Genomic DNA, 21654 nt, shown 5'->3' on the forward strand with positions numbered 1-21654 from the left:
CGTACAGGCAACTGGCGCTGGTGGAACGGCAACCGTACCGTCCCCGGCCGCCACTGAGGGAACGGTCGGGGACGGTCCACAGTGCCCGGTCGGCCGGTCGGCCGTCCGGTGCACCGCTCCGTCAGTCGGCCAACTCGTCCGCGAGGGCGCGCAGGGCGAGGCGGTAGGAACCGATGCCGAATCCGGCCACGGTCCCCGTGGCGACCGGCGCGACCACGGAGTTGTGGCGGAATTCCTCCCGTGCGTACGGGTTCGAGATGTGCACCTCGATCAGCGGGGCGGTGCGCTGGGCCGCCGCATCCCGCATTCCGTACGAATAGTGGGTGAAAGCCCCCGGGTTGAGAACGACCGGAATTGAACCGTCTGCGGCCTCGTGGAGCCAGCGGATCAGCTCGCCCTCGTCGTTGGTCTCCCGGACGTCGACGTCGAAGCCGAGCTCCTTGCCGAGCGTCCGGCAGGTTTCGACGAGTCCGGCGTACGACGTCGCGCCGTACACATCGGGCTCACGGGAGCCGAGCCGGCCGAGGTTCGGCCCGTTGAGCACGAAGACCCGGCGGGTCACGCCGACACCTCCCCGTACGCGGCGAGCAGCACCGCCGGGTCGGGTCCCTCCAGGACGGTGGGCTTGCCCAGGCCGTCGAGGACGATGAAGCGCAGCAGGTCGCCGCGGGACTTCTTGTCGATCTTCATGTTCTCCAGCAGCTTGGGCCACTGGTCGCCGCGGTAGGTGAGCGGCAGTCCGACGGACTCCAGGACGGTGCGGTGCCGGTCGGCGGTGGCGTCGTCGAGGCGCCCGGCCAGCCGGCCGAGCTCGGCGGCGAAGACCATCCCGATGGAGACGGCCGCGCCGTGGCGCCACTTGTAGCGCTCGTTCTTCTCGATGGCGTGGCCGAGGGTGTGACCGTAGTTGAGGATCTCGCGCAGCCCGGACTCCTTGAGGTCGCTGGAGACGACCTCGGCCTTGACCCGGATGGAGCGCTCGATCAGCTCGGCGGTGTGCGGTCCGGCGGGTGTACGGGCACCTTCCGGGTCCGACTCGATCAGGTCGAGGATCGCGGGGTCGGCGATGAAACCGGCCTTGATGATCTCGGCCATGCCGCTGACGTAGTCGTGCACGGGCAGCGAGTCGAGGGCGGCGAGGTCGCAGAGCACCCCGGCCGGCGGGTGGAAGGAGCCGACGAGGTTCTTGCCCTCGGCGGTGTTGATCCCGGTCTTGCCGCCGACGGCCGCGTCGACCATGGCGAGCACGGTCGTCGGCACGGCGATCCAGCGCACCCCGCGCAGCCACGTCGCCGCGACGAACCCGGCCACATCGGTGGTGGCGCCGCCGCCGACGCCGACGATGACGTCGGTGCGGGTGAATCCGGTCTGGCCGAGCGCCTTCCAGCAGTACGCCGCGACCTCGACGGTCTTGGCCTCCTCGGCGTTCGGCAGCTGAATGGCAATGGCCTCGTACCCCTGGTCGGCGAGGTCCTGACGGACCGCCTCGCCGGTCTCGGCGAGCGCCTCGGGGTGCAGGACCGCGACCCGCCGGGCGCGGTCGCCGATCAGCGAGGGCAGCTCGCCGAGCAGCTGCCGGCCGACCAGCACCTCGTACGGGTCGGTGCCCGCGCTCCCGGCGATCTGGATGCGTGTGGGTCCCTGGTCCGTCATGCGTGTGTTCTCCCGGCCGGGCGCCGCGGGGTCGCCCGCGCTCTCCGGCAGTTCCAGTGCGTCGAGGACCGCCTGGGCGACCTCTTCGGGTGTGCGCTCGTCGGTGGCGACGGTCGCCCTGGCCACCTCGGTGTAGAGATGGCGGCGGGCGTCCATCAGCTCGCGCCACTGCCGGCGCGGGTTGACGGCGAGCAGCGGGCGCGCGGTGTTCAGCCCGACCCGCTTGACGGCCTCCTCGACGTCCATCGAGAGGTAGACGACCGCGTGGTCGGCGAGCAGGGCGCGGGTCGTCTCGTCGAGCACGGCTCCGCCGCCGAGCGAGAGGACGCCGGTGTGCTCGGCGACGGCGGTGCGTACCGCCTGCCGTTCCAACTCGCGGAAGTGCTCCTCGCCCTCGTCGTAGAAGATCTCCGAGATCGGCTTGCCCGCCGTGGCCACGACATCCGCGTCGGTGTCCCGGTAGGTGGTGCCGAGCCGGTCGGCGAGGAGCTCACCGACCGTGGACTTGCCGACGCCCATCGGGCCGACGAGGACGATCAGCGGGCCGCTCATCGGATCTGGAGGTGGTCGAGGTACGACTGCACGTTGCGGTGGGTCTCGGGGACGCTGTCGCCGCCGAACTTCTCCGCGACGGCATCGGCCAGGACCAGCGCGACCATCGCCTCGGCGACGATCCCGGCGGCCGGCACGGCACAGACATCGGAGCGCTGGTGGTGCGCCTTGGCGGGCTCACCGGTGACGACGTCGACGGTGGCCAGCGCTCGGGGCACGGTCGCGATGGGCTTCATCGCGGCGCGGACCCGCAGCAGCTCTCCGGTGGTCAGGCCGCCCTCGGTGCCGCCGGAACGGCCGGAGGCGCGCTTGATGCCGTCCTCGGTGACCAGGATCTCGTCGTGCGCCTTCGACCCGGGGACGCGGGCCAGGTCGAAGCCGTCGCCGACCTCGACTCCCTTGATCGCCTGAATGCCCATCAGCGCTGCGGCGAGGCGCGCGTCGAGACGGCGGTCCCAGTGCACGTGCGAGCCGAGGCCGACCGGCACTCCGTACGCGAGCACCTCGACGACACCGCCGAGGGTGTCGCCGTCCTTGTGGGCCTGGTCGATCTCGGCGACCATTTCCTTGCTCGCGGCGGCGTCGAGGCAGCGCACCGGGTCGGCGTCGAGCTTCTCGACGTCGGCGGGCGTGGGGTAGACGCCGTACGGCGCCTTGGCCGCGGCCAGCTCGACGACGTGGCTGACGATCTCGATGCCCGCGGTCTCCTTGAGGTACGACCGCGCGACGGCGCCGAGCGCCACCCGGGCCGCGGTCTCCCGGGCGCTGGCGCGCTCCAGGATCGGCCGGGCCTCGTCGAAGCCGTACTTCTGCATGCCCGCGAGGTCGGCGTGGCCGGGGCGGGGGCGGGTCAGCGGGGCGTTACGGGCCAGGGTGGCGAGCTCGTCGGGGTCGACCGGGTCGGCCGACATGACCTGCTCCCACTTGGGCCATTCGGTGTTGCCCACCATCACGGCGACCGGGGACCCCATGGTCAGACCGTGGCGTACTCCACCCAGGAAGGTGACCTCGTCCTTCTCGAACTTCATCCGTGCGCCGCGGCCATAGCCGAGCCGCCGCCGGGCGAGTGCGTCCGCCACCATCTCCGTGGTGATCGGGACGCCGGCGGGAAGACCCTCCAGCGTCGCCACGAGTGCGGGGCCGTGCGACTCCCCCGCGGTCAGCCAGCGCAACCTGCTCAACGGTGCTCCTCATGCTCGCGCCTGGAACTGCAACGGCGCGACCGGGTGCGCGGCCCTGGCCCGCCGCCTTCGATCCTCCCACGCTCGGGCACCCGAACCGGCCGCCGGTCCAGCAGACGGACGGATCGGGGCCCGCACATACGCGTGGTCAGCGTGCGGCCAGTGCCTCTTCGCCGGCCTGCCGCATCGCCGCGAGCGGAGCGGGCGAGTGGCCCGTCATCTGCTCGACCTGGAGGACGGCCTGGTGCACCAGAAGGTCGAGACCTCCGACGACTGCGCCGTTACGAGCCGCCCAAGCTGCCGTGAGTCCGGTCGGCCAGGGCTCGTACAGCACGTCGAAGAGCGTGCCGGGCCGATCCGGTACGGCATCGGTCAGCGCGTCCGTGGCACCTGCCGGCGTGGTGGCGATGACCAGCGGGGCGTGCAGCGCCTGCTCGGCCTCCGCCCAGTCGGAGATCCGGACGTCGACGCCGAGGCGTTCGCCCCAGCCGCGCATCTCCTGGCCCCGTTCCCGGCTGCGGACGTACGCGGTGACCGGTCCCGTGCAGATTTCGGACAGCGCGGCGAGCGCCGAGGAAGCGGTCGCTCCGGCGCCGAGCACGGCGGCGGATTCGGTCTTCTCCACACCGCGTTCGCGCAGCGCGGCGATCATGCCGGGGATATCGGTGTTGTCGCCGGTCCTTCGGCCGTCATCCGTGAAGACGACCGTGTTGACCGCCTCCACCGAGGCCGCGGTCTCGCTGACGGAGTCCAGCAGCGGGATGATCGCGCGCTTGAGCGGCATGGTCAGCGAGAGCCCGGCCCATGTGGAGTCGAGCCCCTGAATGAAGCCGGGCAGCCCCGCCTCGTCCACTTCGAACCGGTCGTACGACCAGTCGTCGAGACCGAGTTCGGCATAGGCGGCCCGATGCAGGACCGGGGAGAGCGAGTGGGCGATGGGTGAGCCGAGGACGGCTGCCCGGCGGCGCCCGTCAGTCGAGGCCATGCTGTTCCTTGAACTTCTTGTTGAGCCTCTCGTGCTCGGCGGCCGTCTTGGTGAACTCGGTCTTCTTGCCGTCGAGCGAGATGAAGAACATCCACCCGTCACCAGTGGGGTTGAGCGTGGCTCGCAGGGCTTCGTCACCCGGATTACTGATCGGACCCGGCGGAAGGCCCTCGTGGTAATAGGTGTTGTAAGGGTCCGGGTTACTCAGGATCTCACTCGACCCGATCTTGATCTTACTCTGGTTCTTGAGGTAATTAAATGAGGAGTCGAACTGAAGCTTACGGTTCGTGACCGTGTTGGTCGGCTTCAAGCGGTTGTACGCGACTTCAGCCATCTTGCGGAAGTCGTCGTGCGTGAGGCCCTCCGCCTGGACCAGGCTGGCGACAGTGAGCACCTGCCATGGGCCGTCCAGGTTGTACTTCTTGGCCGCTCCTTCGAGGTCGAGCTTGTCGTACTCCTCGTTGGCACGGGAGACCATCTTCTTCAGAATCGTCTCCGGCTTGGTTTCCTTGGTGACCGGATAGGCGGCCGGGTAAAGGAAACCTTCCAGCGGGTCCTTGATGTCCTTGTTGTTGCTCGCCCAGTCGGGCAAACCGAGATCGGATGCCTTGGACGTGGCAATTCCCTTGGTCGTTCCCTTTTTGAGGCGCAGTTTCTTGTCGACCATCCCGTAGATGGTGACATTGCGGTAACCCTCGGGAATCACCAGAAGATTCTGGCTGTTCGGGTCGACCATCATCTTCACGGCCTCGGCCGCGGACATCTTCTCGTGGAGCAGATAGACGCCCGCCTGGATCGAATTGCCCTTGGGGTTCTCCTTCTGCGCGGCGACGAACGCGTCAACGCTCTTGACGACACCCTTCTGCTTCAGGATGTTGCCGATGTCGTAGCCGAAGGCGTTCTTCTGGATCTCGACCTCGACCTCGCCGGTACCCGTTCCGGTGTAGTCCGGCGCCGCGCCGAATTTGTCCTGCCAGTACGAGTATCCGACGTAGCCCAATCCACCGAGGCCGCCGACCAGGACCACCGAGACGACCAGGCAGGCGACGCCGCTGCGGCTCTTCTTCTTGCCCTTGCCCCGGCGCTCGTTGCCGCCGCGACCGCCACGGCGTGACTCGCGCGGGTCGTCGTCGTACTCGTCGTCGTTGTCCTCGCGGTCGTCGGCGCCCGTGAAGAAGGGGTGGGTCTCCTCCGGCTGGACCTCCGGGTCCCAGTCGGGACTCTGCGTGGGGGCCTGCTCGGCAACGGCCTCGCGACGGCCCGGGGGCTGTGGCGGCGGGTAGGCCTCCGGAGTGCTGTAGTAGTCATGCGTCTCGCCGTAGCCGGCCTGCCGACCGCCGTACGGATCAGCCTGCTGGGCGTCGTAGGGCGCCGCGGCGGACTGCTGCCCGGTGTCCCAACCACCGTTGTCGTACTGGGACTGCTGGGGCTGAGGTTGCTGCTGCTGCGCATATGGGTCCTGCGGGGCTCCGTACGCGGGCTGCTGCTGGTAATGCTGCTGCGCGTACGGGTCCTGGGGCTGCTGCTGCGCGTACGGGTCCTGTGACTGCTGCTGCTGCGCGTACGGGTCCTGCGACTGCTGCTGCGCGTACGGGTCCTGGGGGTAGGGCTGCTGCTGGCCGCCGTACTGACTCTGGCCGGGGGCAGACTGCTGTCCTCCCCATCCCTGGTCCCCGTACAAGGGGTCCTCGGGATGCCACGGTTCGGAGCCGGGGCCCCGGCCATACTCAGTCATCGATCCCCTAGAGCCGCGAGACGACATTCCGTCTCTTTGCTGTGCGGTGTTTGTTCGAACACCGCCGCATCGCGCGGAACGTTACCGTATCGCGATCAGACAACCACTTCGACGCCTTCGCCGGGAGCTTTACCCGACGCCCGTTCGGACTCCAGAGCGTTCTGAAGGATCACCACAGCGGCAGCCTGATCGATGACGGAACGGCCTTTCTTGGACTTCACGCCCGAAGCGCGCAGTCCTTGACTGGCCGTCACTGTGGTCATCCTCTCGTCCACCAGTCGCACCGGAATGGGCGCGACCGAGCGGGCGACCTCCTGGGCGAAGACCCGGATCTTGGCGGCGGCGGGGCCTTCACCGCCGCCGAGGGACCGCGGCAGGCCGATGATGATCTCAATCGGCTCGTACTCCTCGACGATCTGCCCGAGCCGCCGGTGGGCCGCCGGGACATCGCGTCCCGGAACGGTCTCCACCGGCGTGGCGAGGATCCCCTCGGGGTCGCACGAGGCGACCCCGATCCGGGCGTCCCCGACATCGATCGCGAGACGACGACCGCGGCGCATCTGCGTCATCCCCGCCGTCACGCCGTCTCGGTGACGAGGCGTTCGACAGCGGCCACGGCGGCGCCGATGGCCTCGGGGTTCTGGCCACCGCCCTGGGCGACGTCCGGCTTGCCACCGCCACCTCCGCCGAGGGTCTTGGCGGCCGTACGGACCAGGTCACCGGCCTTGAGCCCACGCTCACGGGCGGCCTCGTTGGTGGCGATCACGGTCAACGGGCGGCCGCCCGCCGTGGTGAACAGGGCCACGACAGCCGGGCGGCCGCCCTGGATGCGTCCGCGGACGTCGAGGACGAGCCTGCGCAGATCGTCGGCCGAGGTGCCGTCGGGGACCTGACCGGTGACCAGGGCGACGCCCCGTACGTCCTTGGCGGACTCGGCCAGCCCGGCGGCGGCCTGGAGGACCTTCTCCGCGCGGAACTTCTCGATCTCCTTCTCGGCGTCCTTCAGCTTGCCGAGCATTCCGGCGATCTTCTCCGGCAGCTCCTCGGGACGGCCCTTGACCAGCTCCTGGAGCTGGGCGACGACCGTGTGCTCCCTGGCGAGGAAGTTGTACGCGTCGACGCCGACGAGGGCCTCGATGCGGCGCACACCGGAACCGATGGACGATTCACCGAGCAGCTTCACCAGACCCAGCTGGGCGGTGTTGTGGACGTGCGTACCGCCGCAGAGCTCCTTGGAGAAGTCGCCGATGGTGACGACCCGGACCCGCTCGCCGTACTTCTCGCCGAACTCGGCGATGGCGCCCTGCTTCTTGGCCTCGTCGATCGACATGACCTCGGCCTGGACGTCGAGTTCGCGGGAGAGGACCTCGTTGATCTTCTGTTCGACGTCGGTGAGGACCGTGCCGGGTACGGCGGCGGGCGAGCCGAAGTCGAAGCGGAAGCGGCCCGGCGAGTTCTCCGAACCGGCCTGGGCGGCCGTCGGGCCCAGTGCGTCGCGCAGCGCCTGGTGCGTGAGGTGCGTGGCGCTGTGGGCACGGGCGATGGCGCGGCGGCGGGTGTTGTCGATGGCGGCGTAGGCGGAGGCACCGACGGTCACCTCGCCGACCTGCACCGAGCCCTTGTGGACGGAGACGCCGGGGACGGGCTGCTGGACGTCGCGCACCTGGATGACAGCGCCGCTGTCGAGCCGGATCCGGCCCTGGTCGGCGAGCTGGCCGCCGCCCTCGGCGTAGAACGGGGTGCGGTCCAGGACGACTTCGACCTCGTCGCCCTCGGTGGCGGCGGGCGAGGGCACACCGTCGACGAGCAGGCCGACGATGGTCGACTCGCCCTCGGTGGCGGTGTAGCCGGTGAACTCGGTGATACCGGAGTTGTCGGCGACCGCACGGTAGGCGGACAGGTCGGCGTGGCCGGTCTTCTTGGCCTTGGCGTCGGCCTTGGCTCGCTCCCGCTGCTCCCTCATCAGGCGGCGGAAGCCGTCCTCGTCCACCGAGAGGCCCTGTTCGGCGGCCATCTCCAGGGTGAGGTCGATCGGGAAGCCCCAGGTGTCGTGGAGCAGGAACGCCTTGTCGCCGGCGAGGACCTTGCCGCCGGCGGCCTTGGTCTCGGTGACGGCGGTGTCGAGAATGTTGGTGCCGCCCTTGAGGGCCTTGAGGAAGGCGGCCTCCTCGGCGAGGGCGACGGTCTCGATGCGCTTGCGGTCGGTGATCAGCTCCGGGTACTGCTGCCCCATCGTGTCGATCACGACGTCGACCAGGTCCTTGACGACGGGCCCGGTGGCACCCATCAGGCGCATGTTGCGGATGGCGCGGCGCATGATGCGGCGCAGCACATAGCCGCGACCCTCGTTGCCGGGGGTGACGCCGTCGCCGATGAGCATCACGGAGGTACGGATGTGGTCGGCGACCACGCGGAGCGAGACGTCCGAACCGTGGTCGGCGCCGTACTGGACACCGGTCAGCTCGGTGGCCTTGTCCATGACGACACGCAGGGTGTCGGTCTCGTACATGTTCTGTACGCCCTGCAGGATCATGGCGAGGCGTTCCAGGCCCAGACCCGTGTCGATGTTCTTCGACGGCAGGTCACCGAGGATCGGGAAGTCCTCCTTGCCGTCACCGGCGCCCCGCTCGTACTGCATGAAGACCAGGTTCCAGATCTCCACGTAGCGCTCGTCGTTGACGGCCGGGCCGCCCTCGACGCCGAACTCGGGGCCGCGATCGTAATTGATCTCGGAGCAGGGGCCGCAGGGACCGGGGACGCCCATGGACCAGAAGTTGTCCTTCTTGCCCAGGCGCTGGATGCGCTCGGCCGGTACGCCGATCTTGTCGCGCCAGATGGCCTCGGCCTCATCGTCGTCCAGATAGACCGTGATCCACAGCCGCTCGGGGTCGAGACCGAAGCCGCCGTCCGCCACGGAACTCGTCAGAGCCTCCCAGGCGTAGCTGATGGCGCCTTCCTTGAAGTAGTCGCCGAAGGAGAAATTGCCGCACATCTGGAAGAACGTGCCGTGCCGGGTGGTCTTGCCGACCTCTTCGATGTCCGGCGTACGCACACACTTCTGCACGCTGGTGACGCGCGGGGCGGGCGGCTTGACCTCGCCGAGGAAGTACGGCTTGAAGGGGACCATGCCCGCGGGGACCAGGAGCAGAGTCGGGTCGTCCGCGATGAGCGACGCCGAAGGGACGACGGTGTGACCGCGCTCCTCGAAGAAGCTCAGCCAGCGGCGACGAATTTCAGCCGACTCCATCAGTGGTCCTCATTCCGGTTGTACGAGTTGTAGGGGAGCTTGCGGTGGTTGGTGGCTTCGAGGGACCTGTCCGGTCCGACGGGTTCGGCCGCCTCGACGGCGAAATGGCGCCGCACGGGGAGGTCGGGATCAACCGGTGTCTGAAGGCCCAGCACCTCGCCCAGTTCGGCCTCGCGCCGAGCCATGGACTCACGGACGTCCAGAGCGAAGTCCTTGAGTTTGTGGCCCGTCTCGACCGCCTTGTCCGCGGCCTGCGCCGCGAGGCTCTCGGGAGTCAGCTGCTTGAGCTTCCGGTTGACCTTGGCGGTGGCCCAGACACCGGCGGCGGCGCCGGCGGTGAACCAGAACGTACGGCGGAACATCGCTGCGTCAGTCCTTCGATCCGCGGGAGCTTCTGCCGTTGCGCTTCCTGCCGCGCGCGGCAGGCACGGTGCGGCCGACGATCACCGTACGACGAGCCTGCCGACGGGCAGGTTCCGGTTCGGGATCGGTCTTGCGGCCGATGGCCTGCCGTACCCCGTAACCGAACGCGGCTACCTTGACGAGCGGGCCGCCGAAGGCCGAGGCGACAGTGGTGGAGAGCGCCGAGGCGTTCGAGGTGACTTCCTGGACGTCCGTGGCGATCGCGTCGACCTTGTCGAGCTGGGTCTGCGCGGAGCGCACGGTGGCGGAGGCGTCGGCAAGCAGTGGGACCGCCTGCTCGGTCACGTCCGCCACGAGCTTGGTGGTCGCCCTGAGCGTCTGGGCCAGCCTCACCAGTACGACGGCGAGGAACGAAACCAGGATCGCCCAGAAGACGGCCACCAGGATCCCGGCCACCTCTCCACCGGACACAGTGCACCGCTCTCTAGCTTGTCGCTGTCTCTGTACTGTCTCTGTCTGTATCTGCCAGCTGTATCTGCCAGGTCCGGCGACCGCTGCCGCAACAGCCGATCGTCGTCTCCCGAGCCTATCGCGCCGGTGGTCGCGCCCTGTACCGCATTACCGGCGGCAAGGACCGCAGTTGCCGCAAGGAGATTTTACGGAGAGATTCCATACCGGCACTCTGCGTGTTTCATGTGACGCCCCCAGCACTCCTTTCCGCCCCCTCGCGATCAGAGTGTCCCCGCCACCGCCCCCGGCAGTCTCCCGGCGGAACTGAACAGATTCGTGGGGCGGGAGGACGAACTGGCCGATCTCGGTCGGCTGCTGGACGAGTCGCGGCTCGTCACCGTGGTCGGAGCGGGCGGGGTGGGCAAGACCCGTTGTGCCACCAAGATCGCGGCACTCATGGAGAAACGGTACTGCGACGGGGTCTGGATGGTGGAGCTGTCCGCCCTCCACGATCCCGGGCTGCTGGACCACGCACTGGTGGACCCCCTGGGACTCACCGATCACACCGGCAGACCGCCCCACACGGCACTCTTCGAACATCTCGCCGGGCACCAACTCCTCCTGGTGATCGACGGACGGCTTCGAGCATCCGGGCCCCTGCCGGGCCCCGGGAAAACGCGGAGGCCCGCCGCCTCCCGTACATCGGGAAGGGGCGGGCCTGAGCGCTGGTGAGAGCGGCTACGCCTGGATCAGCGGGCGTAGTACTCGACGACGAGCTGCTCGTCGCAGATCACGGGGATTTCCTTGCGGTTCGGGTCCCGGTCAAGGCGGAAGGCCAGGGCCTTCAGGTTCACCTGCAGGTAGCGCGGGGTCTCGCCGTCGGGGGCGTAACCACCCTCGCGGGCAACCTGGAAGGGGTGCTTGTCACGGCTGCGCTCGCGGACCATCACGATGTTGTCGGGACGGACGCGGAAGGACGGCTTGTCGACCTTGCGGCCGTCGACCTCGATGTGACCGTGCACGACCATCTGGCGGGCCTGGTAGATGGTGCGGGCGATGCCCGAACGCAGGACCAGGGCGTCGAGGCGACGCTCGAGCTCGACGACGAGCGCCTCGCCCGTCTTGCCCTCGGCCTTCTTGGCGCGGTCGTAGGCACGCGCCATCTGGCGCTCGCTGATGTCGTACTGGGCGCGCAGACGCTGCTTCTCCAGCAGACGGACCTTGTAGTCCGAGTTCTGCTTGCGGCCACGGCCGTGCTCGCCCGGCGGGTAGGGGCGGGCCTCGAAGTACTTGACAGCCTTCGGCGTCAGCGCAATGCCGAGCGCGCGGCTCTTCTTGACCTTGGGACGCGACTGGTTAGGCACGTTCTCCAGACCTCCGTTGTAGGTTAGGTTAGGCTCACCTTACTTGAGGAGATCGCATGTCTCGCCCGGGGAACACCACACACATCACGGACAGCACTGACAGCGTCGACACCCCTCAGGATGCCGATACGACGGAGGACCGATCAGATCGTGGTCAGCCGCGTCCCGGCGGGCTTGAAAACACTCGGATGCCGTCAGCAGCCGAGCGCACACGAACTCTCGTACAGAGTACCTGTTCGGCAGTACTGCTCGTCGCCGGGCTGAACGCACCCGGCTCCGATCAGCTGACGCCGCTGACCAGGAACGTGGGCCCCGACGGGGATCTGTTCCTCGAACTCCCCGCTGATTCCCCGGTCGTGCGGGCCGCGACGCACGCCGAGGGGGACGAGCTGACCGCTGTGCTGGAGATCACGGACGTCGCCCCGGTCTCCGTACCGCACCGCATCCGCGGCCGCGCCTGGGTCTCGGGCCGGCTCACCACCGTACCCGGCAGGTCGGGGCCCGGCCGGATGACGCTCCGGCTGGAGACGGGCGAGGCGTACGTCGACGATCTGTGGGGCGCCGAGGAGGTCGAACCCGACGAATTCCGCGACGCGGCCCCCGATCCGCTCGTCGGACACGAGGCGGAGCTGCTGCAGCATCTGCACGCGGCGCACGGTGCACAGCTGGACACACTGTGCGGGCTGCTCGGCGAGCGTGTGGCCCGTCACTGCGCGGCCCACCGGCCGTCTGTCGTACCGCTCGCACTGGACCGGTACGGGCTGCGTGTGCGCTTCCGCGAGGACGGGGGGTGCTTCGACACACGCTTCGAATTCCCCGAGCCGGTGCGGGACATCGGCGAGCTGCGCCACGCCATGCACACCCTCTTCGAGGCGGCGGCGCACTGAACGGGGGAACGGCCCCCGCGCGTCCCCCTCAGTCGGCGGACGGGCCGGAGAGCCGCTCGCGGACCCGCTCCACCACATCCGCATAGCGCGCTTCCGCGCCGTAGCGCGTGGGCTGGTAGTAGTGCTTGTCGCGTACGGCGTCCGGGGCGTACTGCTGAGCGGCGATACCGCCGGGGACATCGTGCGGATACACATAGCCCTGGGCGTGGCCCAGCTTGGCGGCGCCCTTGTAGTGGCCATCGCGCAGATGGGCCGGGACGGGGCCCGCGAGCCCCTTCCGTACGTCCTCCTGGGCGGCGAAGATCGCCAGTGTCGCCGCATTGGACTTGGGGGCGAGAGCCAGGGCGATCGTGGCATGGCTCAGGGTGAGCGCCGCCTCGGGGAAACCGATCATGGCGACCGCCTGGGCGGCCGCGACGGCGGTGGGTAGTGCCGTGGGGTCGGCGAGACCGATGTCCTCGCTGGCCGAGATCATCAGCCGCCGGGCGATGAACCGGGGGTCCTCCCCCGCCTCGATCATCCGGGCCAGATAGTGCAGCGCGGCATCCACATCGGAGCCACGGATCGACTTGATGAGCGCACTCGCCACGTCGTAGTGCTGGTCGCCGTCCCGGTCGTACTTGACGGCGGCACGGTCGACGGTCTCCTCCAGGGTCAGGAGCGTGATCTCCTTCTCCTGTTTGGCCAGCGCCGCACCGGCCGCGGCCTCCAGTGCCGTGAGCGCCCGGCGGGCGTCGCCGCCCGCGATGCGCAGCAGATGCGCCTCGGAGTCGCCCGGCAGCGCCACCGCGCCGCCGAGTCCTCGCTCGTCGGTCAGGGCACGCTGCAGCAGGCCGCGCAGATCGTCGTCGGTGAGCGATTCCAGGGTGAGCAGCAGCGAGCGCGACAGCAGCGGCGAGATGATCGAGAAGTACGGATTCTCGGTGGTCGCCGCGATCAGCGTCACCCAGCGGTTCTCCACCGCCGGGAGCAGCGAGTCCTGCTGCGCCTTGGAGAAGCGGTGGATCTCGTCGAGGAAGAGGACGGTCTCCTTGCCGTAGCCTCCGGTGGCGCGGCGGGCGCCCTCGATGACGGCCCGCACTTCCTTGACGCCCGCGGTGATCGCGGAGAGTTCGACGAAGCGCTTGTTGGTGGCCTTGCTGACCACGTACGCCAGAGTCGTCTTCCCGATGCCGGGCGGGCCCCAGAGGATCACCGACGACGGGCCTGCGGGCCCGCCGTTCCCCTCGCCGACGAGGCGGCGCAACGGCGAGCCCGGCTTGAGCAGATGCTGCTGGCCGACGACCTCGTCGAGGGTGCGGGGACGCATCCGGACAGCCAGTGGGCTGCTGGACGGGTCCTTCTCCTGGCGGTCTTCGGCGGCTGCGGTAAAGAGGTCGGGCTCCACGTTTTGAAGCCTATGTCACGGCACCGACATCCCTGCCGGGCCGGTCGCCCGGCAGGAGCGACAGGCCGGTCAGCTGGTCCAGAAGTCCCACCAGCGGGTCAGGATCAGCATGCCGATGATGCCGATCCACAGGACCGGCGGCACCCAGTGGAACTCCGTCAGTCCGTTGCGCAGCCAGTTCGGCGCGGGCAGGATCCGGTGCTTGACGTTGTGCGCCGTGACGTAGCAGAACATGAAGATCGTGGCGACCCAGGCCAGGCAGCACCACAGGCAGAGAGAGTTGATGTTGTAGAGCGACTGGTACTGGAGCCAGGTGCAGAAGCCGACGCCGAACAGCGTGCCGGCGTTCATCCCGAGCCAGTACCAGCTGCGGAAGCGGGCGCCGGCGAGGAGTGCCAGGCCGATGCCGATGATCACGGAGTAGGTGACCAGACCGAGCATCGGGTTCGGGAAGCCGAAGGCGGCCGCCTGCTCGCTCTTCATGATGTTGCCGCATGCGACGACCGGGTTGAGGCTGCAGCCCGGTGTGAAGTTGGGGTCCTCCAGCAACTTGAACTTGTCGATGGTGATGACCCAGGCGGCGAGGAGTCCGGCGGCGCCTGTGATCACCAGCAGCAGTGCGAACGCCCGACTGCCGCCGATGGTCCTCTTCGCGCCGGCCTCGTCCTGGTCGGAGGAGGGATGGTCAACCGCTGCAGTCGTCATATCGCCGTTCCGTCAGTGAGTGGCCTGCTGGGCACCGTCATTGTGCCGCACCGCGTCGCTCGCCTTCTGTTCGATGGACATAAAGGTGTCCGCAGAGCCCTGCGCACTGCCGGCACGGAACACCCGGGTCCGTAAGGCACTCGGGACCGGGGCCGAAGCCGCGGTGGAGGTGCACGGCCCGCGCGAGCGTCACGGCACAGTGACCGCGGTGGACGGCGTGGACCCGGCTTCCGCCGACCGCCGCCGCGTCCCCGGGCCGGAACCGTCCGCCAGGATGAATCCACGCCCACAGGGTTGACGGTGCGCGCGACGGTGATGTGAGGGGTGAGACGCACTGTGCCCGCCCGACGGACCGGGCGGGCACAGGTGGTCCGGCAATCGATCAGGCCAGCTTCTGCTGAAGCTCGGCCACCAGTGCGCCCAGCGCGACGGGCTGCTGTTCGCCGGACTCCATGTCCTTGAGCTGAACGACGCCCTCGGCCAGATCCCGCTCACCCGCGACGATCGTGAACCGCGCCCCGGACCGGTTCGCGCTCTTCATCGCACCCTTGAGGCCGCGGCCTCCGTACGCGAAGTCCGTCGCCACACCCTCGCGGCGCAGCTGCGTGACGATCCCGAAGAGCACCCGCCGGGCCTCTTCGCCGAGCGGTACCGCGAAGACGCTGGTGGTCGCGGGCAGTTCGAGCTCGATGCCCTCCGCCTCCAGCGCGAGCACCGTACGGTCCACGCCGAGTGCCCAGCCGACCGACGGGAGGGCCGGGCCGCCGATCATCTCGGAGAGGCCGTCGTAGCGGCCGCCGCCGCCCACCGCGGACTGCGAGCCGAGTCCGTCGTGGACGAACTCGAAGGTGGTGCGGGTGTAGTAGTCGAGACCGCGGACGAGTTTCTCGTCGTCCTCGTACACGACGCCGGCGGCGGTCAGCAGTTCGCGGACCTCCTCGTGGTACGCCTTGCACGCGTCGCACAGGTAGTCGCGCAGCACCGGAGCGCCGACCAGCTGCTTCTGCACCTCGGGGCGCTTGTCGTCGAGGACCCGCAGCGGGTTGAGTTCGATGCGGCGGCGGGTGTCGTCGTCGAGGTCGAGGTCGCGCAGGAACTCCTGGAGCGCGTCCCGGTAGACGGGGCGGCACTCCTTGTCGCCCAGCGAGTTGAGCAGGATGCGGAAGTTCTGCAGACCCAGCGTGCGGTACGCCTGGTCGGCCAGGATGATCAGCTCGGCGTCCAGCGCCGGGTCCTCGGCGCCGATCGCCTCGGCACCGACCTGCGAGAAGTGCCGGTAGCGGCCCTTCTGCGGGCGCTCGTAGCGGTAGTACGAGCCGGAGTACCAGAGCTTCACGGGCAGGTTGCCGAGCTTGTGGAGGTTGGCCTCCAGCGCGGCGCGCAGCACGGAGGCGGTGCCCTCCGGGCGCAGCGCCAGCTGGGAGCCGCCCTTGGTGGTGAGGGTGTACATCTCCTTCGTCACGATGTCGGTTGACTCACCGACACCGCGCGAGAAGAGGGCCACGTCCTCGAAGCCGGGCGTCTCGATGTAGCCGTAGCCGGAGTTCTTCAGGGGTGCGGCGATCGCCTCGCGCACCGCGAGGTACTTCGCGGAGTCGGGCGGGGTCAGGTCGTACGTGCCCTTGGGGGCCTTGAAGGTGCTCACGGATTTTCTCTCGTCACATTCCTCGTCGGGGCGCGTCCATACCGTGCAGATACGGATTCGAGGCGCGCTCGCGGCCGATGGTCGTCTGGGGGCCGTGGCCGGACAGCACCACGGTCGAGTCGTCGAGCGGCAGGCACACACGGGCCAGCGACTCGAGCAGCTCGGCGTGGTCGCCGCCGGGCAGGTCGGTGCGTCCGACGGAGCCGGCGAAGAGCAGGTCGCCCGAGAAGAGGATCTGCGGAACATCCGCGGCCTCGGGCAACCTGAACGTCACCGACCCCTTGGTATGGCCGGGCGCATGCGCGACACCGAACTCCAGACCGGCCAGCTTCAGCCGGGCGCCGTCACTCAGTTCCTTGACGTCGTCCGGCTCCCCCACCGTCAGCTCGCCCATGAGCGGCATCCCGATGGAGCGGCCGAGGGCCTTCTCCGGGTCGCTCATCATGTACCGGTCCTCCGGGTGGATCCAGGCAGGGACGTCGTGCGCGCCGCACACCGGGACGACCGAGGCGACATGGTCGATGTGGCCGTGGGTCAATACGACGGCGACGGGCTTCAGCCGATGCTTCTTGAGCGTTTCCTCGACTCCGGATGCGGCCTGATGGCCCGGGTCGATGATCACGCACTCCTCGCCTGCGGCCGGGGCGACCAGGTAACAGTTGGTCCCCCAGGCCCCGGCGGGGAACCCGGCAATGAGCACGATCGTCCTTAATGGTCGTCCGACGATGGATTGCGACTGAGAAGGTCGCGGCAGTTCAGAGCCTACCGGCGCTCCTCATTCCACAGCTAACCCATATACGGTACGGGGCAGCCCAGGCCTCATCACACGACCTACAAGGAGATCACCCGGTGGTCAGCAGCGATCAGCGGCGGCGGCAGCTCGCCAGGGAGAAGTTCGAGCGGCAGCAGCAGCGCCGGGAGGAGGCCCGCCGCAGGACGAGGCGTCTGACGGTCGTCATCGCGTCCGTGGTGGCCGTGGCGGCGATCGTCGGGGTGGGCTCGTATCTCGCCCTCGACGGCGACGGCAAGAAGGACAAGAGCGACGCGGCCGCGAGCCCGTCGGCCTCGCCGTCGGCGAGCGAGAGCAGCGCGCCCGAGCCCGCGCTGAAGATCGACAAAAAGGCGAAGTACACGATGTCGCTCAAGACGAGCCAGGGCGACATCGCATTCACGATGGACGCGGCGAAGACACCGCACACCACGAACTCCTTCAAGTCGCTGGCCGACAAGGGTTTCTTCGACGGTACGAAGTGCCACCGGCTGACCACGCAGAGCATTTTCGTCCTGCAGTGCGGTGACCCCAAGGGCGACGGCACGGGCGGCCCCGGCTACACGATCCCGGACGAGAACCTGACCGCGCTGGGCAAGGCGGGCAAGGACGGCACGGTGACCTATCCGGCGGGCACGGTGGCGATGGCGAACACCGGCCAGGCACACACCGGCGGCAGCCAGTTCTTCCTCGTGTACAAGGACAGCAAACTGCCGCCCACCTACACCCCGTTCGGCACGATGGACGATGCCTCGCTGAAGGCTGTCAAGGACATCGGTGCGGCGGGTGTGGCCGGCGGTGCGGCCGACGGTGCGCCGAAGAAGGCCGTGAACATCTCGAAGGCCGCTGTCGACAAGTCGTGATGTGGCCGGGGCGGCCGGACCGGGCCGGCCGGTGGTGACGACGAAGGGCGGGCCGGATTATTTTCGGCCGCGCTGAGTGCGGACAGCCGGGCGGCCGGTCGCCTAGATTGGCGTTGTGCAGGGCGGGCGCTGCCCGCCCCAGGAAACTGTGGACGATGCCAGGGGGGCGAACCCTCTCGCAGGGCATCAGGTGGAGGAGGCGCTGTGAGCAGCGACCCGTGGGGCCGCGTCGATGAGACGGGCACCGTGTACGTGCGTACAGCCGATGGCGAGCAGGTCGTCGGATCGTGGCAGGCGGGTTCCCCCGAGGAGGCTCTGGCCTACTTCGAGCGCAAGTACGAGGGCATTGTGGTCGAGATCGGCCTCCTCGAACGGCGGGTGAAGACCACCGACCTGTCGGCCAAGGACGCCACGACCGCCATCGAGCATCTGCGTCTGCAGGTGGATGAGCATCACGCCGTCGGTGACCTCGACGCGCTGCGCAAGCGACTCGACGCGCTCGTCGCGACGGTCGACTCGCGGCGCGAGGAGCGCAAGGCCCAGAAGGCGAAGCAGACCGACGAGGCGAAGCACGCCAAGGAGGCGCTGGTCACCGAGGCCGAGGAACTGGCGCAGAGCGAGCAGTGGCGCTCCGCGGGCGAGCGCCTCCGTGCGCTCGTCGACACGTGGAAGGGCCTTCCGCGGCTCGACCGCAAGTCCGACGACGAGTTGTGGCACCGCTTCTCGCACGCCCGCTCGGCGTTCTCCAAGCGCCGCAAGGCCCACTTCGCCTCGCTGGACGCCCAGCGCGAGGAGGCCCGCAAGGCCAAGGAGAAGCTGGTCGTGGAGGCCGAGTCGCTCTCCGGCTCCACGGACTGGGGAGCGACGGCCGCCCGCTATCGCGACCTGATGACGGAGTGGAAGGCGGCGGGCCGCGCCCAGCGCGAGGCCGAGGACGATCTGTGGAACCGCTTCCGCGGTGCTCAGGACGTCTTCTTCGCCGCCCGCAGCGAGATCTTCGCCGAGCGGGACGCGGAGCAGGGCGAGAACCTCAAGCTCAAGGAGGAGCTCGCGGTCGAGGCCGAGAAGCTGGTGCCGGTGCAGGACCTGAAGGCGGCCAGGGCCGCGTTCCGGGCCATCAACGAGCGCTGGGAGGCCATCGGCCATGTGCCGCGTGACGCCCGCCCGAAGGTCGAGGGGCGGATGCACGCGGTGGAGCGGGCGCTCCAGGAGGCGGAGGAGTCGGAGTGGCGCCGGACGAACCCGGAGGCACGTGCGCGCGCCGCGGGTCTGACCGGTCAGCTGCAGGCGGCCGTGGACAAGCTGCGTACGCAGATCGACACGGCCCGCGCCTCGGGCAACAACGCCCGGGCCGACAAGCTGGCCAAGGAGCTCGAAGGCCGTCAGGCGCTGCTGGACCAGGCGCTGAAGGGCCTGGAGGAGTTCGGCGGCTGAAGCAGCACCTGCTGCTGACCGGCTTGTGACAAGGCCCCCTGTGCGCGTCCCTCGGGACGGGCACAGGGGGCCTCTCGTATGCGCGGGGTCGATCGGGTCAGGGCCTGCGGGCCGAAGTGACGCGGTATACGTCGTAGACGCCCTCCACGCCCCGCACCGCCTTCAGCACGTGTCCGAGGTGCTTGGGGTCACCCATCTCGAAGGTGAAGCGCGAGGTGGCCACCCGGTCCCGGGAGGTCTGGACGGCCGCCGACAGGATGTTGACATGCTGATCCGACAGGACGCGGGTGACGTCCGAGAGCAGCCGCGACCGGTCCAGGGCCTCGACCTGGATGGCGACCAGGAAGACCGAGGACTGGGTGGGCGCCCACTCGACGTCCAGGATCCGCTCCGGCTGCTGCGACAACGAGTCGACGTTGACGCAGTCGGCGCGGTGCACGGAGACGCCGCTGCCGCGGGTGACGAAGCCGATGATCGGATCGCCGGGGACCGGCGTGCAGCAGCGGGCCAGTTTGACCCAGACGTCCTCGACGCCCTTGACCACCACGCCCGGATCGGCGTTGGAGCGGCGCTTGTGGCGGCTGCGTGAGGGCGGCGCGCTCTCCGCGAGGTCCTCGTTGGCGGCGTCCTCGCCACCGAGCGCCTGCACCAGCTTCTGCACGACACCGGCCGCGGCCACATGGCCCTCGCCGATCGCCGCGTACAGCGACGAGATGTCCGGGTAGCGCATCTCGTGGGCGAGCGTGACCAGCGAGTCGCCGGTCAGGATCCGCTGGATCGGCAGATTCTGCTTGCGCATGGCGCGCGCGATGGCGTCCTTGCCCTGCTCGATCGCCTCGTCGCGGCGCTCCTTGGAGAACCAGGCGCGGATCTTGTTCCGGGCACGCGGTGACTTGACGAAGCCCAGCCAGTCCCGGGAGGGTCCGGCGCCGGCCGCCTTGGAGGTGAAGACCTCCACCAGATCGCCGTTGTCGAGGGTCGATTCGAGCGGTACGAGCCGCCCGTTCACCCGTGCTCCTATGGTCCGGTGGCCGACCTCCGTGTGCACGGCATACGCGAAGTCCACCGGCGTCGCACCCGCGGGAAGCGCTATGACGTCGCCCTTGGGCGTGAAGACGAAGACCTCGTTGCGGGAGAGGTCGAAGCGCAGCGACTCCAGGAATTCGCTGGGGTCCTCGGTCTCCTTCTGCCAGTCCAGGAGCTGGCGCAGCCACGCCATGTCATTGACGGTGTCCTGGCCGCGGCCGGTGTTCTTGGGCACGTCGGTACGCACCTTGGAGGCGCCCGCGACGGCCTCCTGCTTGTACTTCCAGTGCGCGGCGATGCCGTACTCGGCGCGGCGGTGCATGTCGAACGTGCGGATCTGCAGCTCGACGGGCTTGCCGCTGGGACCGATCACCGTGGTGTGCAGCGACTGGTACATGTTGAACTTGGGCATCGCGATGTAGTCCTTGAACCGGCCGGGGACCGGATTCCATCGCGCGTGGACGGTGCCGAGCGCCGCGTAACAGTCGCGGACGGTGTCGACGAGGACCCGGATGCCCACCAGGTCGTAGATCTCGGCGAAGTCCCGGCCCCGCACGATCATCTTCTGGTAGACGCTGTAGTAGTGCTTCGGCCGGCCCGTGACGGTGGCTTTGATCCGGGCGGCGCGCAGGTCGGCCTGGACCTCGTCGGTCACTATGGCGAGGTATTCGTCGCGCTTGGGGGCCCGCTCGGCGACGAGGCGGACGATCTCGTCGTACATCTTGGGGTAGAGGATCGCGAAGGCGAGGTCCTCCAGCTCCCACTTGATGGTGTTCATGCCCAGGCGGTGTGCCAGTGGGGCATAGATCTCGAGCGTCTCGCGGGCCTTCTTCTCCTGCTTCTCCCGCTTGAGGTAGCGCATGGTGCGCATGTTGTGCAGCCGGTCGGCGAGCTTGATGACGAGGACCCGGGGGTCCTTGGCCATGGCGACGACCATCTTGCGTACGGTCTCGGCCTGCGCGGCCTCGCCGAACTTGACCTTGTCCAGCTTGGTGACACCGTCGACGAGCAGCGCGACCTGGTCGCCGAAGTCGCGGCGCAGCGTGTCGAGACCGTACTCGGTGTCCTCGACCGTGTCGTGCAGCAGTCCGGCCATCAGTGTCGCCGGGTCCATGCCCAGCTCGGCGAGGATCGTCGTGACGGCGAGCGGGTGCGTGATGTACGGGTCGCCGCTCTTGCGCTTCTGGCCGCGGTGCCAGCGCTCGGCGACCTGGTAGGCGCGCTCGATCTGCCGCAGCGTGGACGTCTCGATCTTGGGGTCGTTGCTGCGGACGGCACGCAGCAGCGGTTCGAGGACCGGGTTGTACGGGCTGGAGCGCTGCACACCGAGGCGGGCGAGCCTGGCCCGGACCCGGTTGGAGGAGCCGCCGGAGCGGGTCGTGGGAGCGGACGGGGTGATCGGCTTCGC

At 69.0% G+C, this 21654-nt stretch carries 18 protein-coding genes and 1 pseudogene; 4 read left to right on the forward strand and 15 right to left on the reverse strand.

Translation table 11 applies throughout. The annotated features are described in order from the left end of the window. Positions 1 to 121: 121 nt before the first annotated feature. The 9 genes from aroQ to GA0115254_RS07580 all read right to left on the reverse strand — a co-directional run bounded on the left by aroQ (position 122) and on the right by GA0115254_RS07580 (position 10172). Complete coding sequence (aroQ, locus tag GA0115254_RS07540; RefSeq protein ID WP_093894514.1) at positions 122 to 562, reverse strand: type II 3-dehydroquinate dehydratase; 441 nt, start codon at positions 560 to 562, stop codon at positions 122 to 124. After that, positions 559 to 2205 carry a 3-dehydroquinate synthase gene (gene aroB / locus GA0115254_RS07545; RefSeq protein ID WP_093894515.1) on the reverse strand — a complete coding sequence of 549 codons (1647 nt, stop codon included), beginning with the start codon at positions 2203 to 2205 and terminating at the stop codon, positions 559 to 561. Before aroB ends, aroQ begins: the two co-directional genes overlap by 4 nt. Further along, positions 2202 to 3386, reverse strand: a complete 1185-nt coding sequence (gene aroC / locus GA0115254_RS07550) for a chorismate synthase (protein WP_037695345.1) — start codon at positions 3384 to 3386, stop codon at positions 2202 to 2204. Before aroC ends, aroB begins: the two co-directional genes overlap by 4 nt. A 148-nt stretch (positions 3387 to 3534) precedes the next feature. Further along, a complete protein-coding gene (locus GA0115254_RS07555) occupies positions 3535 to 4371 on the reverse strand; it encodes a shikimate dehydrogenase (RefSeq protein ID WP_093894516.1) in 837 nt (278 codons plus the stop codon). Further along, complete coding sequence (gene mltG / locus GA0115254_RS07560; RefSeq protein ID WP_093894517.1) at positions 4358 to 6106, reverse strand: endolytic transglycosylase MltG; 1749 nt, start codon at positions 6104 to 6106, stop codon at positions 4358 to 4360. The genes GA0115254_RS07555 and mltG overlap by 14 nt, the downstream gene beginning before the upstream one ends. Before the next feature lie 95 nt (positions 6107 to 6201). Then, positions 6202 to 6675 carry a Holliday junction resolvase RuvX gene (gene ruvX, locus GA0115254_RS07565; RefSeq protein WP_176740013.1) on the reverse strand — a complete coding sequence of 158 codons (474 nt, stop codon included), beginning with the start codon at positions 6673 to 6675 and terminating at the stop codon, positions 6202 to 6204. An 8-nt stretch (positions 6676 to 6683) separates the two neighbouring features. Then, the gene (gene alaS / locus GA0115254_RS07570) at positions 6684 to 9353 is read right to left on the reverse strand and encodes an alanine--tRNA ligase (protein ID WP_093894519.1); all 2670 of its coding nucleotides are present in this window, start codon (positions 9351 to 9353) and stop codon (positions 6684 to 6686) included. Next, positions 9353 to 9715 (reverse strand): DUF6167 family protein, encoded by a 363-nt coding sequence (locus GA0115254_RS07575; RefSeq protein ID WP_093894520.1) that lies wholly within the window; start codon positions 9713 to 9715, stop codon positions 9353 to 9355. Before GA0115254_RS07575 ends, alaS begins: the two co-directional genes overlap by 1 nt. A 7-nt stretch (positions 9716 to 9722) precedes the next feature. Then, complete coding sequence (locus tag GA0115254_RS07580; protein ID WP_093894521.1) at positions 9723 to 10172, reverse strand: DUF948 domain-containing protein; 450 nt, start codon at positions 10170 to 10172, stop codon at positions 9723 to 9725. Positions 10173 to 10490: 318 nt separating this feature from the next. On the opposite strand from GA0115254_RS07580, the pseudogene GA0115254_RS07585 reads away from it, so the two are divergent. Continuing rightward, positions 10491 to 10802 (forward strand): annotated as a pseudogene (locus GA0115254_RS07585) (regulator); the annotation flags it as partial. Positions 10803 to 10915: 113 nt separating this feature from the next. Here the strand turns inward: GA0115254_RS07585 and rpsD are convergent. Further along, a complete protein-coding gene (gene rpsD, locus GA0115254_RS07590) occupies positions 10916 to 11530 on the reverse strand; it encodes a 30S ribosomal protein S4 (protein WP_030918857.1) in 615 nt (204 codons plus the stop codon). Between the two features lie 188 nt (positions 11531 to 11718). Here rpsD and GA0115254_RS07595 point away from each other — a divergent pair, with 188 nt between their 5' ends. Next, positions 11719 to 12417, forward strand: coding sequence for a DUF2470 domain-containing protein (locus tag GA0115254_RS07595; protein ID WP_093894522.1), 699 nt, complete (start codon positions 11719 to 11721; stop codon positions 12415 to 12417). A 28-nt stretch (positions 12418 to 12445) separates the two neighbouring features. Here the strand turns inward: GA0115254_RS07595 and GA0115254_RS07600 are convergent, their stop codons facing one another. The 4 genes from GA0115254_RS07600 to GA0115254_RS07615 all read right to left on the reverse strand — a co-directional run bounded on the left by GA0115254_RS07600 (position 12446) and on the right by GA0115254_RS07615 (position 16854). Continuing rightward, positions 12446 to 13804 (reverse strand): replication-associated recombination protein A, encoded by a 1359-nt coding sequence (locus GA0115254_RS07600; protein WP_093894523.1) that lies wholly within the window; start codon positions 13802 to 13804, stop codon positions 12446 to 12448. A 69-nt stretch (positions 13805 to 13873) separates the two neighbouring features. After that, positions 13874 to 14509, reverse strand: a complete 636-nt coding sequence (locus GA0115254_RS07605; protein WP_093894524.1) for a vitamin K epoxide reductase family protein — start codon at positions 14507 to 14509, stop codon at positions 13874 to 13876. Positions 14510 to 14891: 382 nt separating this feature from the next. Continuing rightward, positions 14892 to 16154, reverse strand: a complete 1263-nt coding sequence (gene hisS, locus GA0115254_RS07610) for a histidine--tRNA ligase (RefSeq protein WP_093894525.1) — start codon at positions 16152 to 16154, stop codon at positions 14892 to 14894. A 13-nt stretch (positions 16155 to 16167) separates the two neighbouring features. Next, positions 16168 to 16854 (reverse strand): MBL fold metallo-hydrolase, encoded by a 687-nt coding sequence (locus GA0115254_RS07615; protein WP_093894526.1) that lies wholly within the window; start codon positions 16852 to 16854, stop codon positions 16168 to 16170. A gap of 149 nt (positions 16855 to 17003) precedes the next feature. Between GA0115254_RS07615 and GA0115254_RS07620 the strand changes: the two genes are divergently transcribed. Both GA0115254_RS07620 and GA0115254_RS07625 read left to right on the forward strand, forming a co-directional pair. Beyond that, positions 17004 to 17786 carry a peptidylprolyl isomerase gene (locus GA0115254_RS07620; protein WP_093894527.1) on the forward strand — a complete coding sequence of 261 codons (783 nt, stop codon included), beginning with the start codon at positions 17004 to 17006 and terminating at the stop codon, positions 17784 to 17786. Positions 17787 to 17990: 204 nt separating this feature from the next. Then, positions 17991 to 19220 carry a DUF349 domain-containing protein gene (locus GA0115254_RS07625; RefSeq protein WP_093894528.1) on the forward strand — a complete coding sequence of 410 codons (1230 nt, stop codon included), beginning with the start codon at positions 17991 to 17993 and terminating at the stop codon, positions 19218 to 19220. 97 nt (positions 19221 to 19317) lie between these two features. Here the strand turns inward: GA0115254_RS07625 and GA0115254_RS07630 are convergent, their stop codons facing one another. Further along, positions 19318 to 21645, reverse strand: coding sequence for a RelA/SpoT family protein (locus tag GA0115254_RS07630; protein ID WP_093894529.1), 2328 nt, complete (start codon positions 21643 to 21645; stop codon positions 19318 to 19320). Positions 21646 to 21654 lie beyond the last annotated feature (9 nt).

The organism is Streptomyces sp. Ncost-T10-10d, assembly GCF_900091955.1.
Classification (GTDB): domain Bacteria; phylum Actinomycetota; class Actinomycetes; order Streptomycetales; family Streptomycetaceae; genus Streptomyces.